Origin of the sequence: Bradyrhizobium sp. IC3195 (assembly GCF_020193585.1) — a bacterium.
Classification (GTDB): Bacteria; Pseudomonadota; Alphaproteobacteria; order Rhizobiales; family Xanthobacteraceae; genus Bradyrhizobium; species Bradyrhizobium yuanmingense.
In genome coordinates this window covers 145,957-162,966 of the sequence record NZ_JADYVG010000017.1, presented here as the reverse complement: position 1 = coordinate 162,966, position 17,010 = coordinate 145,957, and the positions used below count along the sequence as shown (strand labels likewise).

Here is a 17,010-nt window from a genome sequence, read left to right as displayed (position 1 = left end):
CAGCGGCTCCGCCGGCTCGGCCGACGCCCGCTCCTGCGCCCACGGCAACACCGCCTGCTCCGACAGCCGCGCCCCCGGCCCGCCCCGGCGCGCCTGCGCCGGCAGTCACGCCGGCTCCAACGGCGACACCAACACCGACGACGCCACCTGCGCCAACCGCAACGCCGGCTCCCGGCAGCACGCCCGGCGCACCGCCGGCTGGTCGCCCCGGCGCACCTCCGCCCGGCGTACGTCCTGGCGCGCCGCCGCCCCCGCCGGGATCACCCGCACCCGGCGCCACGCCCGCTCCAACGGCAACGCCCGCGCCCGGCAGCACGCCGCCACCCCCGCCGCCCGGACGTCCGGGGTCGGCAACGCCCGCGCCCGGCGCAACCCCGGCCCCGACAGCGACGCCAGCCCCGGGACAACAGGGTGGAACGCCTCCTGCCGGCGCGCCCGCCGCCGGGACTCCGGCTGCGCCGCCGCAGGCTGGTGCGCCCGCCCGGCCGCCGGCACCTCCGGCCGGCGCCGCGGCTCCGACCGTGGTGCCCGGCACGCCGGCCGCAGCGCCGCCGCCCGACCGGGCACAATACAGACCGCCGACCGTCGCGCCGGCTTTCCGCGCCGCGCCGACAGTCGCCGCGCCCCTGCCGCCGCCGCCGCGTCCGCAGCAGCGTGACCTGACGCCGCTCGCGATCGGCGCGGGCGTGGTGGCCGGCGCCGTGATCGGCGCCACCATCGCCGATATCCATAACCAGCGGCGCGAGGTCGTCGAAGGCGGCCGCACCGTCTACACCGAGCCGGACCGCATCATCATCCGCGATCCGGGCGGGCAGGCTTACGTCCGCGGCAACGATCTCTATCGCTTCCGCTATGGCGCCCGCGACATCCGCACCGACACCGTCGGCGGCGAAACCCGCACCGTCGTGATCCGTCCCGACGGCAGCGAGGTGATCACCGTGGTCGGGCCGGACGGCTCGCTGCTGCGTCGTATCCGCCGGGACCCGCGCGGACGCGAGATCGTGATCATCGACAACACCTACCGCGATCCGCGGGCGGTCGGCGGCTTCTACGTCGACGTGCCGCCGCCGGTGGTCAACATTCCCTACGATCGCTACATCGTCGACGCCCAGGAGGCGCCGCCGCAGGTGATCTACGAAACGATGCGGGCTCCGCCGGTGCAGCGGATCGACCGGCGCTACTCGCTCGACGAGATCCGCTACAGCCCGAATGTTCGCATGCAGATGCCGAGCATCGACGTCAACACGATCAACTTCGAGACCGGATCGTGGACCATTCCGCCGGATCAGGCGGCGCGGCTGCAAGTGATCGCCGACGGCATCAACCAGGCGCTCCAGGCCAACCCGCAGGAGGTGTTCCTGATCGAGGGCCACACCGATGCGGTCGGCAACGAGGTCGACAATCTGTCGCTGTCGGATCGCCGCGCGCAGGCCGCAGCCGAATTGCTGACGCAGCAATTCAGTGTGCCCGCGGAGAACCTGACGTCGCAGGGCTATGGCGAGCAGTATCTGAAGGAGCAGACGCAAGGCGCGAGCCTGATCAACCGGCGCGTCACCGTCCGTCGCATCACGCCGTTGCTCAACGGCGACCAGGCCAACGCGGCGCCTCCGCCGCGCCAGTAAGACCTTCGCAAGAAGACAATGGCCGGGAGCGATCCCGGCCATTTTTCTTGTCACGCCGTCATTGCTTCCGACGGCAGGCATGCCTCGCAAACGGCGGCAACATGCCGGTGATCAGTGCCGCAACAGCCGCCGAGAATGCGCATGCCGGGGAATGCGCGCCTCAGCAAATGGTAGCGGCGGCCGAGATCTTGGGGATCACCACTGTCCAGCGCCTCCGATTCGTCGAGCTCGGCGTGGCTCTTGACCGATGCATTGGCTCTGATGCCGTGGATGCGCTGAACCCACGCCTCGCCTGCGGCGAGTGCACTCTCGAAGTGAGTTGGGTGCGCGCAATTGATCAGGAAGTATTCGCAGGCACGTTCAGTTGCGTCGTCGACCGCCTCGATCGCCTCGCGCAGCGACTCTCCCCGGACGAGGCGGCCATCGGTTTCGACCGTGAAAGAGATGGCGACCGGAATGTCCTGCCTCTTGGCTGCACGGACCACGCCCACCGCTTCGTTGATGCTGTTCAGCGTGAATGCAGTCACCATGTCGGCGCCCGCCTCGGCGAAGGCCGCGATCTGGCCTGAGTGGTAGGCTTCCGCCTCCGCCGCGTCCATGTTGCCGGCCTTGTAGCCGTCGCCTCGCGGACCGATCGCGCCGTTGATGACGCAAGGCATGCCGGGCAACTCCCAAGCGCCGCGCAATTCGTCGAGGAAGCGGATGGCGCGCATGTTGATGGCCTCGAGCCTGGCGGCATCATAGCCGAGCTTGGCGCCCCAATCAGGGTTGGCGCGCCAGGTCGGACTGTCGAGGACAAAGCCGAGCCCATGCTGCCGCGCGATACGCAGGTAGGCTTCGTAGTACTGCCTCAAATGCGCGCGGCCATCCGCGCTGTCGAGCAGCACAAATGCCGCAAAGTGGGGCAGCTCCAGCCCGTGCTGAAAGATGAGGGTTGTTTCCATGCCGCCATCGGTCAGGAAAATGCCGCCGCCGCGCTGCGGCAGACCATGTCTGTATCTGGCCATTGATCGCTCCATCATTTGGACGGGCCGCTCTTCACTCGGTCGCGCTAGGCCCGTGTTCGGTCGCGGCATTTGGTGCCGCATAATGTCGCGTCGCTCTAGAAGCCCCGTGGTGCGGCTGAACTTCCACCCGCAAGCGGAGACAAATCAATGATTTGCACGAGTCACGCGGAGGGGGCCTTGGCCCCAAGGGCGAATTTCCGCACCGTCGGTACAGTTCTGGAGACATCGATGGGAAAGGGCGAAGCGACGCGCGAGCGCATTCTCGAGATCGCGGAAGCGGCGGTGCTCGCAAAGGGCTTCGGCGCCACCTCGATCGAGGAGGTCATTGCCGAGGCCGGACTGACCAAGAGCGGCTTCTTCTATCACTTCAGGGACAAGAACGCGCTCGCACGGGAGATGCTGCGTCGCTACGTGGATACAAATGACCGCCTGTTCGACGAGATCTTCAGGCGCGGACGTGAGCTCTCCGACGACCCGCTGCAGTCGTTCCTGATCTCGCTGAAACTACTCGCCGAAGTCATGGCCGATCTGCCGAACGGCCATCCCGGCTGCCTGATCGCCAGCATCTGCTACCAGGAGCGCCTGTTCGACCGCGATGTTCGCGATCTAACCGCGCAATCGGTCCGGAGCTGGAATGCGCACTTCCGCGAGATTCTCGACGGCATCGCCGCCATCTATCCGCCCCGCGAGCCGATCGATCTCGACGATCTCGCGGAGATGATCTCGTGCGTCGTCGACGGCGCAATCATCATGTCGAAGACGCTCAACGACCCGAAGCGGCTGGAGCGACAGATCCTGCTCTTCCGCAGCTGCGTGAAGCTGGTCTTCACGCCGCCTCACTCGTCGTGAATTGATGGAACGTGAGCGGACCAGGGCGGCCCGGCCTGCCGCGCTCGCCTGCGGCAGGAATGTGATTGGGCCCAGGTTGGCAGTCGCCCCCATCATTCTCGCGCAGCCAATCCCAGCGCATCGGCCATGACACGGAACACTTCGGTATTGTCCATCGAGCCGTGCACGCGCTCGCTCCCCGGGCCCGCCGCCGTGACAATGACGTCCTCGCCCGAATGCACGCTGGCGCCGACCAGCGACGACAGATTGCCGGGGCGCAGCACCGCGCCCGGGACCTCCTTGTATTTGTCGTTGGCCTTGAAGGTGCCGTCGTCGCCGGCCTTGACGGTCGGCTCGTTGGGATTGTCGAGCTTCGGACGGAACGTCTCGTAATGATCGGGCAGGCTCGCCGAGAAAATGGCAAGCCGGCGGCTCACGTCGATGCGTGACGGGTAGCCTTCCGCGTCTGGGGCCGGATAGTTCGGAAATCCGGCCTTGTCGTAAACCCCGACGCGCTCGCGTAAGGGAACGTTGGGCACGGTGGCCATGTCGTCATTCACCGTGCCGACCAGGCTGTTGGGGTGATTGTGATCGGCCAGCACCAGGATGAGGGTGTCGTCGCCGCGTGCGCGCGCCCATTCGCGCGTCTGACGCACCGCGTTGTCGAGCATGATCGTGTCGTAGACCGCGCGCTCCATGTCGAGCAAATGCGCGTACTTGTCGATCATTCCGGATTCGACCATTAGGAAGAAGCCGGCTTCGTTCTTCGAGAGGATTTTCAACGCTGCCTGCACCTGTTCGGTCAGATCAGGCTGCTCGGGGAATTTCTTGACGCCGCCGCCCTTGAGGAATTTGCGGTCGAGCGCGCCGTCCATGTTGCCGGTGGCGAACAGGCCGAGCAGCTTGCTCGTCTCCTGCTTGGCGGCAGAGGCGCTGAGTTCGCCCGCGGTGGTCGCCACCTGATAGCCGGCATCGCGAAACTTCGCGATGTAGTCGGTCTCGTCCTTGCGCTTGGAGCCGGCAGCCGACTTCGGCAGAAAATTTGCGCTGCCGCCGCCCAGCATCACATCCGGCTTTGCCGCGAAGAACTGCTCGACGATGTCGTCATAGGCGGCGCGCCGGCGGGTGTGCGCGACCATCGCCGCCGGCGTCGCGTCTTCGATCTCGGTATTGGTGACGACACCGATCGCCATACCGAGCCGCCTTTTGGCAAGGCTAGTGATGGTTTCGACCTTGGGATCGTCGAGCGGGCTTGCGCTGCGGTCAGCGTAGACGCCGAGGGCATTAACGGCGCTCTTGTGCCCGGTCGCATAGGCGCTCGCCGAGTTCGCGGAATCCGTGATGATCGAGTCCGAGCCGGCGGTTGCCACCAGGGCCATATGGGGCATGTCGTCGATGGCGAGCTTGCCGCGGCTCTTGCCTTCCGAAATGCCCTTGGACAGGATTCGCGCGGCGACCCGATGCGCCGGCGACATGCCATCGCCGATGAACAGGATGACGTTCTTCGCCTTGCGCGGGCCGGTGTCGTAGACCGTCCAGGTGACGCTGCGCTGGCGCGTGCCGTCGCTCACCTCCACGGCGACGCTACCCGGCTTGGTCAGCGTGACGTCGCGCAGGACCAGGGCCGACTGCTCCTTGCCGTCCTCGCGCTCGACGAAGGTTCCGGAGCGGCCGAACGCGGCCGCGTAATCCGCGCCGTTCACCGTCACCTTCAACTTGGCGGGATCGACCAGCCCCGGGAGCTCGACCTTGAAGTCGAACTTGGCTCCGGCCAGGATCTCGGCGCGGTCGATCGGATAGATCGTCTGCGCCGACGATGATGATGCCCAACAGAGAACAATGAGAGAGGCGAGTGCCGATCCCCTGACCATGTGCGATGCTCCGCAATCCCGTTTCCAACAGTGGAAGCGTAGCGGTCGAGAATGACAGCGTCATTAAGCTCGGAGCGCGGATGGAGCGAAGCGCAATCCGGGCTCCGGAAAGCCTCAGCCCTTATCGCTCTCGAGCCGGAAGATCTGCGAGCCTTCGCTGCCCGACAACAGGCCGGTCTTCGAATAGAGACCGAGCTTGGTGCGGGTGTCGGCGATGTCGAGGTTGCGCATGGTGAGCTGGCCGATGCGGTCGGCCGGCGTGAAGGCGGCGTCCTCCACCTTCTCCATGCTCAGCCGCTCCGGCGCATAGGTAAGGTTGGGGCTCTCGGTGTTGAGGATCGAATAATCGTTGCCGCGGCGCAGCTCGAGCGTGACTTCGCCGGTGACGGCGCGGGCGACCCAGCGCTGTGCGGTCTCGCGGAGCATCAACGCCTGCGAATCGAACCAGCGGCCCTGATAGAGCAGGCGTCCCAAGCGCATGCCGCTGATCCTGTACTGTTCGATCGTGTCCTCGTTGTGGATGCCGGTGACGAGGCGCTCATAGGCGATGTGCAGCAGCGCCATGCCGGGCGCCTCATAGATGCCCCGGCTCTTGGCCTCGATGATGCGGTTCTCGATCTGGTCGCTCATGCCGAGGCCGTGACGACCGCCGATCGCGTTGGCCTCGAGGAACAGCGAGACCGGATCGGAGAAGGTCTGGCCGTTCAGCGCGGTCGGCTGCCCTTCCTCGAAACGCACCACGACCTTCTCGGCCTTGACGGCGCAGTCGTCGCGCCAGAACGGCACGCCCATGATCGGGTTGACGATCTTGATGCCGCTGTCGAGGCTCTCGAGATCCTTCGCCTCATGGGTGGCGCCGAGCAGATTGCTGTCGGTCGAATACGCCTTCTCGGCGCTCATCTTGTAGGCGAAGCCCTGCGCGGTCATGAATGCCGACATCTCAGCGCGGCCGCCGAGCTCGTCGATGAACTGCTGGTCGAGCCAGGGCTTGTAGATCTTCAAGCCGGGATTGGTGAGCAGGCCGTAGCGGTAGAAGCGCTCGATGTCGTTGCCCTTGAAGGTCGAGCCGTCGCCCCAGATGTTGACACCGTCTTCCTTCATCGCTGCGACCAGCATCGTGCCGGTGACGGCGCGCCCGAGCGGCGTGGTGTTGAAATAGGTGATGCCGCCGGTCGAGATATGGAAGGCGCCGGACTGGATCGCGGCTATGCCCTCGTGAACCAGCTGCGTGCGGCAATCGACGAGCCGCGCGTTCTCGGCACCGAACTCCATCGCCTTGCGCGGGATCTCGTTGTAGTCGGCTTCATCCGGCTGACCGAGATTGGCAGTGTAGGCGTAGCAGCGCGCCCCCTTCTGCTTCATCCAGAGCAGCGCCGCAGAGGTGTCGAGGCCGCCCGAAAAAGCGATGCCGACTTTCTCACCCTTGGGCAGGCTTTTCAGGATCGTGGTCATGGGGCTTCCAATCGGGTCTCAAGCTGATGTGATGGGTGCGTTCGACCGCGCGAATATCAAATTTCGCGGGGCTCGGCACCCCTTTAATAGCTCAAACCGAGGGCTCGGGGCCGGTCTTGCGGCCGAACAGGCGCTGGCGGAGCCGGTAGGCGGGCATGTTCAACCGGGTCAGGGCGGCGTCCACCGCTTCGTCCGAGAACCGCGTCCGCGGCCAGCGGTAAATCAGCGCGTAGGCGAACCAGATCACGACGAAGGTGACGAGGCCGGCGATCGACACGTCCGTGAAAAAGTGCCCGCCGAAGGCCATGCGCAGGGCGCTGGTCAAGGCGCCGAACACCACGGCGGCGGCATAGGCGAGCGGCCGCCACGCCGGCGGCGCCAGCGCGGCCGGCGCCAGCGTCCAGAACGCCGTCGCGCCTTCGCCGGAGAAGAACGAGCAATTGCGCCCGCAAGTGCCGCGCGGATCCCACCACGGCACGAATTGCTGATCGCCGGCAAACTCGGTCACCACCACCGGACGCGGACGGCCCCAATAATTCTTGAACGTCAGGTTGGTCAAAATACCGGCCGACATGGTCATCGTCACCAGCAGGAAGATGACCGTACGCCCCGGCACCATCAGCGGCCGGTCGGGCCGGATCATCTTGACCACGAGCGCGACGATCGAGGGAAGGGCGAAGGCCCAGGCGATCCACATCGCCGCATCGCGCGCAAAGCCGGCCCACCCGTTCAGCTTGAGCGGAAACGTCTTGGTCTCCGCGTCGAAGAACAGCGAAGCGAGCTTGAGGTCGAGCTCGGGATAGAGGCCGAAGACGACGCCGATCACGAGCCACAGCGCCAGGGCAATGAAGAGTCCGGTACGGTTCATGGCGCGCGGTTTAGCGGAGTGGGATGGAGATGGAAACCCCAGGGGAGGGTAGGAAACTCACCGCGGGCCCGGCCTTGAATTCGCCGGCAATGGCGGCGGTGGTTTCCGCGGGGACGGCGGTTCGCGCCAGACGCCGGCGTTGCGGCCGGCGATCAGCCAGTAGACGAAGCCGGCAACGATGCCCGCGCCGGTCATGATCTCCAGGTGACGCCGGACGATGCCCTCAAACTGCAACGTGTCGGAATGGAACGGGACGAGGCCGAGATAGCAGGCGAGCCCGACAAGGCCGCCGCCGACGGCATAGGCGATCGCACTGCGGATATAGAGCGCTTCGGTGATCGCGACGATCACCGCCGCCGGCACCAGCGCAAAGCCGGACACGAAGATGAAGCCGAAGCCGAGCAGGATGTCGATCGTGCCCTGGTCGACCGGACCGGCGCCGAGATCGGCGAATTCCGGAAACAGCAGCGCGACGACGACGATCATGCCGCCGACAAAGCAGGCGGCGAGGAAGCCGATGAAGATGACGACGAGGCGGCCGATCAGGGACATGACGTCAAAATCACCTCGCCGTCATTGCAAGGAGCTCGCGACAAAATTGCGCAGCAATTTTGCGCTGATGCGACGAAGCAATCCAGACTGAGGCCGCGGAGATATTCTGGATTGCTTCGCTGCGCTCGCAATGACGAGGAGGCGAGAGCACGGGCATGACACACTAATCCGTCATCGCCATGGCGCGCAGCGCCTGGCGCTCGCGCGCTGAGAGCTTTTCCGTCTCCGACTTGAGCTGGCCGCAGGCGGCGAGGATGTCGCGGCCGCGCGGGGTGCGCACCGGCGAGGAATAGCCGGCGTTGAAGATATATTCGGAGAACTTTTCGATCTGGTCCCAGTCCGAGCATTCATAAGCGGTGCCGGGCCAGGGATTGAACGGGATCAGGTTGATCTTGGCCGGAATGCCCTTGAGCATCTTTACCAGCAGCTTGGCGTCGTCGAGCGAATCGTTGACGCCCTTGAGCATCACATATTCGAAGGTGATGCGGCGCGCGTTGGAGGCACCGGGATAGTCGCGGCAGGCCTGCAGCAGCTCCTTGATCGGATATTTGCGGTTGAGCGGCACCAGCTCGTTGCGCAGCTCGTCGCGCACCGCGTGCAGCGAAATCGCGAGCATGACGCCGATCTCCTCGCCGGCGCGCACGATGTTCGGCACCACGCCCGAGGTCGACAACGTGATACGGCGGCGGGAGATGCCGATGCCTTCGTTGTCGCCGACGATCAGAAGCGCATCGCGCACCGCGTCGAAATTGTAGAGCGGCTCGCCCATGCCCATCATCACGATGTTGGTGACGCGGCGCGTGCCGTCCTCGCGATCGGCCCAGTCGTTGAGACGGTCGCGCGCGACCATCACCTGGCCGACGATCTCGCCGGCGGTGAGGTTGCGCACTAGGCGCTGGGTGCCGGTGTGGCAGAAGGCGCAATTGAGCGTGCAGCCGACCTGCGAGGAAACGCAGAGCGTGCCGCGGTCGGTCTCGGGGATGTAGACGCATTCGACTTCATGCGCCTTCTGAACATTGTCGCCGCTCGGCAGGCGCAACAGCCATTTGCGGGTGCCGTCGTTGGAGATCTGCTCGGCCACGACTTCCGGCCGGTCGACGGTGAAATGCTGCGCGAGCTCGGCGCGGATGCCCTTCGAGATCGAGCTCATCTCGTCAAAACTCTGGGCGCCGCGGAAATAGAGCCAGTGCCACAGCTGCTGCACCCGCATCTTGCGCTGCGCCGGTGCGACGCCGATCTCGCCGAGCCGATCGGCAAGCTCGGTGCGCGACAGGCCGATCAGCGACGGCTTGGCCGGCGGCACATAGGTTTCGAGCGGGGTCTTCTCCACCAGGAGGCCGTTGTGCGGCTCGGTCGTCGGTTGCATTGAATGGACCTAATGGCTTGGTCGTTCCGGGATGGTCCGAAGAGATCGCGAAGCGACCCTGAGGACCAGACCCGGAACCTCGGAGATTCCGGGTTCGTGCTGTGCGCGCCCCGGAATGACGAAGAAATCTGGAACGGCCCTTATATAACAACCGGAACCGCCGATTGCGACCTTATCGCCCGCAGTCTTAACGCCGGCAATCCTGCGCGATCTTGTCGAGCGCCTGGGCGAGGCCCTTCAGCGAGAAGGTGTCGGTCGTCTCGGTCCCCTTGGCCGAGACGCCTTTGACGACGAGATCGGCGGATTTGCGCATGGCTTCGACCATCCGCTCCTCCTCGGCCGCGTTCTTGATCCAGAGCCCGTCCCCCTGCGTGTACATGGCGAAGGAGGCGCCGCCGACCTCGGCGGTCGATTCCGAGCCCGGCTTCAGCGCATAGCCGATCATGACCGAGACTTCGTTGTTGACCTTCTCGGCCGGCCGGGTCGAGACGAAGGCATAGGCGGGATCGCGCGGCCGGTTCGGCGGATTGGTCTTCGACGATGACGGCTTGGCCAGCGCGAAGCAGACCTTCTTGCCGTTCGGCGTCGCCGAATAGGCACCCCAGGTGCCGAACTGCCCGATCAGGGTCGGCTCCGCGCCCCCCGCAACGGCCGCAGCCGGGGCCGCCGGCTTGCTCTCGGGCTTCGGGGCCGCCTTTGCGTTGGTGTTGGCCGGCGGCGCCGCCGGCTTCGGTGCCGCCTCTTTTGGAGCTGGACTGGACTTGGGCGTCGGTTGCGCCGTCTGCGCCCGCGCAGACACGGCGATTCCCCCGGCCGCCACGCCAGTCATCAAAGCTAAAATCAGCACCCGCCACATGCCGCGTTGGTTCCCTCAATATTGTGACTGGAAGATGGCCCGAGCGCGCTTTGTCCCCGGGCAGGGATAGCCGGGAAAGTTCAATTTGGGAAGGCAGTTAGCGGTATCTTCGGCGGCTAGGCCCTGGATCGGGCGGCGCGTTGCGCGGCCCATTGCGCCTCGGTCCAGCCGAGCAAATCCTCGGCGCCGGAACTGCGCAGATGCGCGCCACCGTCGATCACCACCATCTCGCCATTGATGTAGGCGGCATGATCCGAGACCAGGAAGCTGGCGAGATCGGCGAGCTCGCCGTGCTCGCCGGTGCGGCCGAGCGGATTGCGCGAGGTCCAGCCTTCGTCGCGGCCTTCGGGACGGAGCTGCCCGGTGGCCCCTGCGGTCGGAAACGGGCCCGGCGCGATCGCCACGGTCCGGATGCCCTTCGGGCCCCATTCCACCGCAAGACTCCTGGTCATCGCCAGCAGTGCGGATTTCGCCATCGCCGAGGGAACGGTGAAGGCGCGGCCGGTAATGGTGGAGGTCGAGAGGATCGACAGCACGACGCCGCGATGGTTAGCCTCGATCCAGCGCCTGCCGGCGGCGAGCGTGCAGTACATCGCGCCATGCAGTGTCGGCGCCAAGATCGCGTCCGCGGCGCGGAAGGAGAGATGCTCGCTCTGTGCGATGAAGGTGGCAGCGGCATTGTTGACGAGGATGTCGAGCGGCGCCTCGCGCCAGATCGCATCCATCATGCCGTCGACCGCCGCACCGTCGCGGATATCGCAGGCGATGGTGATGACCGTGCCGCCGGTCTCGTCGCGCATCTCGCGCGCCGTCGCCTCGAGCCGCTCGAGCTTGCGGCCGCAGATCACGAGCTCGGCGCCGAGCGCGAGGAAGCGACGCCCCATCGCAGCGCCGAGACCCGAACCACCCCCGGTAATGAGGGTGCGCTTGTTCTTCAGCAGGCTTGTTTCAAACATCGTTTGAATCCTTTCTCCGCGGATTTCGTCATTGCGAGCCACCGGGTCCGCGCGAAGCGCGGCCCGATGACGGGCTTCGCGAAGCAATTCAGACTATTCCGCAGGACGGACTCTGGATTGCTTCGCTGCGCTCGCAACGACGGAGGATAGGCCGTCGCTGACCCCAGACAAAGAATCCGGATTGTCGCCACTGCCTAAATCCGGCAGAAACGGCCAAACTATAATTCCACCCGAAACGCCCTCAAGGTGCCGCCATGAAAGCCATCCTCTGCTCGCAATATTGCCAGCCCGACGACCTCGTCCTGACTGAGGTGCCCGATCCGGTGGCGGGGCCCGGCGAAGCCGTGATCGCGATCAAGGCGGCGGCGCTGAATTTCTTCGACATCCTGATGATCCAGGGCAAGTACCAGATCAAGCCGCCGTTCCCGTTCTCGCCGGCCGCGGAAGTTGCGGGCGTGATCGAGAGCATCGGCGCTGGTGTCACTGATCTCAAGGTCGGCGATCGCGTGGTCGCCTCCTGCGGCCACAACGGCGCACGCGAGAAGATCGCGCTGCCGGCGGCATCGATCGTGAAGATCCCCGACAATCTCGACTACGACCGCGCGGCCGGCATCATCATCATCTACGGCACCGCGCTGCATGCGCTGGAAGATCGCGCCAGCCCCAAGCCGGGCGAGACGCTCGCTGTGCTGGGCGCGGCCGGCGGCACCGGCCTTGCGGCCTGCGAGCTCGGCAAGCTGATGGGCTTGAAGGTCATCGCCTGCGCCTCGTCGGACGAGAAGCTCGAATTCGCCAAGGCGCACGGCGCCGAGCTGACGCTGAACTATGCCAAGGAAGATCTGAAGGAAGGCCTGCGCAAGCTCACCGGCGGCAAGGGCGTCGACATCATCTTCGATCCCGTTGGTGGTGCTTACGCCGAACAGGCGCTGCGCTCGATCGCATGGGAAGGCCGCTTCCTCGTCATCGGCTTTGCCGCCGGCGACATTCCCAAGATGCCGCTGAACCTCGCGCTCCTGAAGGGCTGCGACATCCGCGGCGTGTTCTGGGGCGCCTGGACCCGGCTCAACCCGGCCAAGAACCGCGCCAATCTGGAGAAGCTGGTGAAGTGGACCGCGGAAGGCAAGATCTCATCGCATGTCGACCGCACCTTCCCGCTGGCGCAGACGGCCGATGCGTTGAAGGTGTTGGCGGGACGTCAGGCCATGGGCAAGGTGATCTTGCATCCGTGAGGATGCGAGACGGAAACGCGTTTGTCGCGACCTGCACACCACACACTCACTGTCATCGCCCGCGAAGGCGGGCGATCCATTACTCCGTGACGTCAGCGATTGAACCGGGAGGCCGCGGCGTACTGGATTCCCCGCCTTCGCGGGGAATGACAGCGGAAGGCGTGGCGAAACTGTTACGCTGCCTCGACGTCCGCCTCCTCCACCCCACGCTTCAGCGCGGCGCGGGCGGCCTCGCGATGCTCGTTCGTGATGTGGCCGGCAACCATGCGGATGGCAGTGGCGAGCACGGCGGCGTCATCGGCGAAGCCGAGCATGGGCATCACGTCCGCGACGAAATCGAACGGCAGGACGAAATAGGCGATTGCACCGAGCAGCGAAGCCTGGACGTGACGCGGCGTCTGCCGGTCGAACGCGCAGTAATAGGCGGCAAGTAGATCCTCCGCGAACGGCAGATGCGCAGCGACCCGCTTCAGCTTGCGCCAGAAGCGGCGGCGCACGCTCTCGCGATCTTCCGCGAGCCGATCGGCCGGCTCGAAGCCAACGCTGTGCTCGGCAGCCATGCTCAAATGCTCCCCGTTCTGCGGGAGGCGGAGGACCGCCCGATCCCGGCTGATCACAAGATGGGGATGCAGCCGGTCTCTGCAAGACGTCTGCTTCAAGACGTCTGCTTGGTGTCAGCCTGCGATGGCGTTCATCGCCTTGGCGAGCGCCATGTCGCGCGCGGTGACGCCGCCGGCGTCATGGGTCGACAGCACCACCTCCACCGTCTTGTAGACGTTGCGCCATTCGGGGTGGTGATCCATCTTCTCGGCGACCAGCGCGGCGCGGGTCATGAAGCCGAACGCCTCGTTGAAATCCTTGAAGACAAAGGTTTTCCCGATGGCGTCGCGGCCTTGGACGTCAGTCCAGCCGGATAGTCCGCCCAGCGCCTGCCTGCGCGCCTCCGCCGAGAGCCGTTCTGCCATGGTCGTCTCCGTCCTCTAGGGGGAACTTTACTCTAACACCGCCCCGGCGCCCCGGTTCATACGGGATTTCCTGCATCCGCTAACCATGACGGAGATGTAACCCCGCCGGACAAGAAATTTGCTACAATTGCGGGCGTAAATCGCCGGCCAAGATGAAACCGAGCCTGAAGCGCCTCTTTGGGAGACCGATGACCGGGGGATTGGACCTGGCCGAAACGCCCCCTCCGCCTTCGCCGCGATCCGCGGCGCGGAAGACGGCGCTCGTGTCTCTGGCGTTCCTGCTTGCGATCGTCGGCGTGGTCGCCGGCGGCTATTACTTCGCGATGCGTCCCGTGACGCTCAGAATCGCGGTCGGCCCCGCCAACAGCGACGACGTCAAGGTCGTGCAGGCGCTGACGCAAGGCTTCGCGCAGCACAAGAGCTATGTGCGGCTGCGCCCGATCCAGACCGACGGCGCAACCGCCAGCGCCAATGCGCTCGCCGAAGGCAAGGTCGATCTCGCCATCGTGCGTGGCGATCTCGACGTGCCGAAGAACGCACAGGCGGTCGCGACCCTGCGCAAGAACGTCGTGGTGCTGTGGTCCGTGCCCGCCAAGGGCAAGAAGAAGGGCGCGAAGATCACCAAGGTCGCGCAACTCGCCGGCCACCGCATCGGCGTCGTCGGCCGCACCCAGGCCAACGTCAATCTGCTCAAGGTGATCCTGCACCAATACGGCGTCGACCCGGCCAAGGTCGAGATCGTGCAATTTCCCGTCAATGAAGTTGCCGAGGCGATCAAGGCGCAGAAGGCCGACGTCTATCTCGCAGCAGGCCCGGTCAACAGCAAGATCACGGCGGACGCGATCTCGGCATCGGTCAGGGAGGGCGGCACGCCAACCTTCCTCGCCATCGATTCCGCCGATGCGATCGCGCAAAACCATCCAGTCTATGAAGCGGGCGAGATCCCCGCCGGCACCTACGGCGGCTCGCCCGACCGTCCCGAGGACGAGGTCAAGACCATCAGCTTCGCGCACCACATCGTAGCGCGCAAAGGCGTGTCCGAGGCCGACATCGCAGCGTTCACGCGCCAGCTCTTCGCCGTGCGCCAGCAACTGGTGACGGAATTCCCGCTGGCGGCGAAGATCGAAACGCCCGACACCGACAAGGATGCGGTGATCCCGGTGCATCCGGGTGCGGCCGCTTTCGTCGACGGCGAGGAGAAGACCTTCCTCGACAAATACAGCGATTACATCTGGTGGAGCCTGATGGCGCTCTCGGCCATGGGCTCGGTCGGCGCCTGGTTCGCCGGCTATCTGAAGAAGGACGAGCGCGACAACAACAATCACCAGCGCGAACGCTTGCTCGACATGATCGCCGCGGCACGCAAGTGCGAGACGACCGAAGAGCTCGACCAGATGCAGACCGAGGCCGACGAGATCCTGCGCGACACGCTGCGCTGCTTCGATCACGGCGCGATCGAGGAAGCCGCGCTCACCGCCTTCAACATCGCACTCGACCAATTCCACGCCGCCGTCGCCGACCGCAAGGCTGTGTTGTTCAGCCTGCCGCCGAACCTGCAACGTGCCAGCGCGCAGTTCCGGGCCGCCGGCAACGCGTGAGCCCGAGCGCGTTATTGCTGCGTCACATTGTCTCAATATAGCTCCCAACGTCATTCCGGGGCGATGCGAAGCATCGAACCGGAAATCCATTGCGCAGCATTCGCGGGGAGACATGGATTCCGGGTCGGCGCTACGCGCGCCCCGGAATGACGGACTCGACCGCAAGCCCGGGGTCGGAGCCTCATGACCATCACATTCTCCCGCCGCCGCTTCCTCACCAGCAGCGCCGGTGCGCTCGGCACGCTGGCGATGCCGTATCTTTCGCGCGCGGCTGATCGGCCGGCGGTCACCCACGGCGTGCAAGCGGGCGACATCACCGTCGATGGCGGCGTGGTGTGGGCGCGCGCCGACCGTCCATCGCAGATGCTGGTCGAGGTCGCCACGAGCGAGTCCTTCAAGAACGTCCGCGCATTGCCGCCGATTGCGGCGCTGCCCGAGAGCGACTTCACCGCCAAGATGCTGGTCGAAAATCTACCCGCCGGCCAGGACATCTTCTACCGCGTCCGCTTCCGCGATCTCTCCCACAGCGCGATCGAGGGCGAGGCGGTGACCGGCCACTTCCGCACCGCGCCGGCCGACCGCCGCGACGTCAGCTTCGTCTGGGGCGGCGACGTCGCAGGGCAGGGCTGGGGCATCAATTCCGACGACGGCGGCATGGTCACCTTCTCGACCATGCGCAAGCACCGGCCGGATTTCTTCCTGCACTCGGGCGACACGATCTATGCCGACGGTCCGATCCAACCCGAGGTGAAGCTCGCCGACGGCAAGATCTGGAAGAATCTCACCATTCCGGAGAAAGCCAAGGTCGCCGAGACGCTGGACGAGTACCGCGCCGCGTACAAATACAATCTCACCGACGACAATCTCCGCGCCTTCAATGCCGAGGTGCCGGTCTTCGTGCAGTGGGACGACCACGAGGTCACCAACAACTGGTCGCTGTCGAAAGACTTGCCGGCCGCCTACAAGGTGCGCGACATCTCACTGCTCGCAGCTCGCGCGGGCCGGGCGTTCCACGAGATGTACCCGATGCGGGAGAGCATCACTGAACCCGGCCGCGTCTATCGCCAGATCTCCTACGGCCCGCATCTCGACGTATTCGTGCTCGACGAGCGCAGCTATCGCGGGCCGAACGGTGCCAATCTCGAAACCGCCTATGGCCCCGCCAGCTATTTCCTTGGCCCGGAGCAGATCGCCTGGCTCAAGCGCGGCCTGCTGAATTCACGCGCGACATGGAAGGTGATCGCATCGGACATGCCGATCGGCCTGATCGTCTCCGACACGCCGAAGGGCGGCTCGGAAGCCGTTGCGCAGGGCGACGGCCCGGTGCGTGGCCGCGAGTTCGAGATCGCCGACATCCTGCGCTTCATCAAGATGGCGCCGATCAGCAACACGGTGTGGCTGACCGCGGACGTGCACTACGCCGCCGCGCATTATTACGATCCGAACAAGGCGCAATTCCAGGAGTTTGAGCCGTTCTGGGAGTTCGTCTCGGGCCCGCTGCACGCGGGCACGTTCGGCCCGAACGCGCTCGACAATACCTTTGGCCCCGAGGTGCGCTTCGTCAAGGCGCCGGGCAAGGATAGCCAGAACCTGCCGCCGTCCGCCGGCATGCAGTTCTTTGGTCACGTCAAGATCGACGGCGCGTCCGGCCGGATGACGGTGACCCTGCGCGATCGCGCCGACGTCGCGCTGTGGTCGACCACGCTCGATCCGAAGCTTGCGTGACGGCCAATTCGAAGCCGGATGAACCCTCCGGCCGGCTCGGACGACAATTGCGAGCGCCAGCGCATTTTCGAGGGCGTGATGCCGTCCGAGCCATGTTCGAGTTGATACCGTGCCG

At 65.6% G+C, this 17,010-nt stretch carries 15 protein-coding genes; 5 read left to right on the top strand and 10 right to left on the bottom strand.

Annotated elements, in window-relative coordinates; translation table 11 throughout:
* On the top strand, nucleotides 1–1,622 hold a 1,622-nt coding region (locus I6F09_RS27205), incomplete at its 5' end, for an OmpA family protein (protein ID WP_225189471.1).
* A 50-nt stretch (nucleotides 1,623–1,672) separates the two neighbouring features.
* Here the strand turns inward: I6F09_RS27205 and I6F09_RS27200 are convergent.
* Nucleotides 1,673–2,629 (bottom strand): homocysteine S-methyltransferase family protein, encoded by a 957-nt coding sequence (locus tag I6F09_RS27200; RefSeq protein WP_225157748.1) that lies wholly within the window; start codon nucleotides 2,627–2,629, stop codon nucleotides 1,673–1,675.
* A gap of 228 nt (nucleotides 2,630–2,857) precedes the next feature.
* On the opposite strand from I6F09_RS27200, the gene I6F09_RS27195 reads away from it, so the two are divergent.
* Entirely contained in the window at nucleotides 2,858–3,478 is a 621-nt protein-coding gene (locus tag I6F09_RS27195) for a TetR/AcrR family transcriptional regulator (RefSeq protein ID WP_036002793.1), read from the top strand.
* Nucleotides 3,479–3,570: 92 nt separating this feature from the next.
* On the opposite strand, the gene I6F09_RS27190 is transcribed toward I6F09_RS27195, so the two are convergent.
* The 7 genes from I6F09_RS27190 to I6F09_RS27160 all read right to left on the bottom strand — a co-directional run bounded on the left by I6F09_RS27190 (nucleotide 3,571) and on the right by I6F09_RS27160 (nucleotide 11,378).
* Nucleotides 3,571–5,328 (bottom strand): alkaline phosphatase, encoded by a 1,758-nt coding sequence (locus I6F09_RS27190; protein WP_225148245.1) that lies wholly within the window; start codon nucleotides 5,326–5,328, stop codon nucleotides 3,571–3,573.
* Nucleotides 5,329–5,442: 114 nt separating this feature from the next.
* Nucleotides 5,443–6,780, bottom strand: a complete 1,338-nt coding sequence (argG, locus tag I6F09_RS27185; RefSeq protein WP_225189470.1) for an argininosuccinate synthase — start codon at nucleotides 6,778–6,780, stop codon at nucleotides 5,443–5,445.
* Nucleotides 6,781–6,871: 91 nt separating this feature from the next.
* Nucleotides 6,872–7,648 (bottom strand): phosphatase PAP2 family protein, encoded by a 777-nt coding sequence (locus tag I6F09_RS27180; protein ID WP_036002803.1) that lies wholly within the window; start codon nucleotides 7,646–7,648, stop codon nucleotides 6,872–6,874.
* A gap of 57 nt (nucleotides 7,649–7,705) precedes the next feature.
* Nucleotides 7,706–8,200: a hypothetical protein gene (locus I6F09_RS27175; RefSeq protein WP_036024186.1), complete on the bottom strand. Its 495-nt coding sequence runs from the start codon at nucleotides 8,198–8,200 to the stop codon at nucleotides 7,706–7,708.
* Nucleotides 8,201–8,363: 163 nt separating this feature from the next.
* Nucleotides 8,364–9,566 (bottom strand): 23S rRNA (adenine(2503)-C(2))-methyltransferase RlmN, encoded by a 1,203-nt coding sequence (rlmN, locus tag I6F09_RS27170; protein ID WP_036002808.1) that lies wholly within the window; start codon nucleotides 9,564–9,566, stop codon nucleotides 8,364–8,366.
* Nucleotides 9,567–9,753: 187 nt separating this feature from the next.
* Nucleotides 9,754–10,422, bottom strand: coding sequence for an invasion associated locus B family protein (locus tag I6F09_RS27165; RefSeq protein ID WP_036002810.1), 669 nt, complete (start codon nucleotides 10,420–10,422; stop codon nucleotides 9,754–9,756).
* A gap of 116 nt (nucleotides 10,423–10,538) precedes the next feature.
* Entirely contained in the window at nucleotides 10,539–11,378 is an 840-nt protein-coding gene (locus I6F09_RS27160; RefSeq protein WP_225148242.1) for an SDR family oxidoreductase, read from the bottom strand.
* Nucleotides 11,379–11,632: 254 nt separating this feature from the next.
* Between I6F09_RS27160 and I6F09_RS27155 the strand changes: the two genes are divergently transcribed.
* Complete coding sequence (locus I6F09_RS27155) at nucleotides 11,633–12,607, top strand: NADPH:quinone oxidoreductase family protein (protein WP_036002812.1); 975 nt, start codon at nucleotides 11,633–11,635, stop codon at nucleotides 12,605–12,607.
* 173 nt (nucleotides 12,608–12,780) lie between these two features.
* On the opposite strand, the gene I6F09_RS27150 is transcribed toward I6F09_RS27155, so the two are convergent.
* Nucleotides 12,781–13,167 (bottom strand): YkvA family protein, encoded by a 387-nt coding sequence (locus tag I6F09_RS27150; protein ID WP_036038785.1) that lies wholly within the window; start codon nucleotides 13,165–13,167, stop codon nucleotides 12,781–12,783.
* Nucleotides 13,168–13,281: 114 nt separating this feature from the next.
* The gene (locus I6F09_RS27145) at nucleotides 13,282–13,572 is read right to left on the bottom strand and encodes a 4a-hydroxytetrahydrobiopterin dehydratase (protein ID WP_036002826.1); all 291 of its coding nucleotides are present in this window, start codon (nucleotides 13,570–13,572) and stop codon (nucleotides 13,282–13,284) included.
* A gap of 152 nt (nucleotides 13,573–13,724) precedes the next feature.
* Between I6F09_RS27145 and I6F09_RS27140 the strand changes: the two genes are divergently transcribed.
* Complete coding sequence (locus I6F09_RS27140; protein WP_225172098.1) at nucleotides 13,725–15,170, top strand: TAXI family TRAP transporter solute-binding subunit; 1,446 nt, start codon at nucleotides 13,725–13,727, stop codon at nucleotides 15,168–15,170.
* A 183-nt stretch (nucleotides 15,171–15,353) separates the two neighbouring features.
* Nucleotides 15,354–16,895, top strand: coding sequence for an alkaline phosphatase D family protein (locus I6F09_RS27135; RefSeq protein WP_109142011.1), 1,542 nt, complete (start codon nucleotides 15,354–15,356; stop codon nucleotides 16,893–16,895).
* Nucleotides 16,896–17,010: the final 115 nt, after the last annotated feature.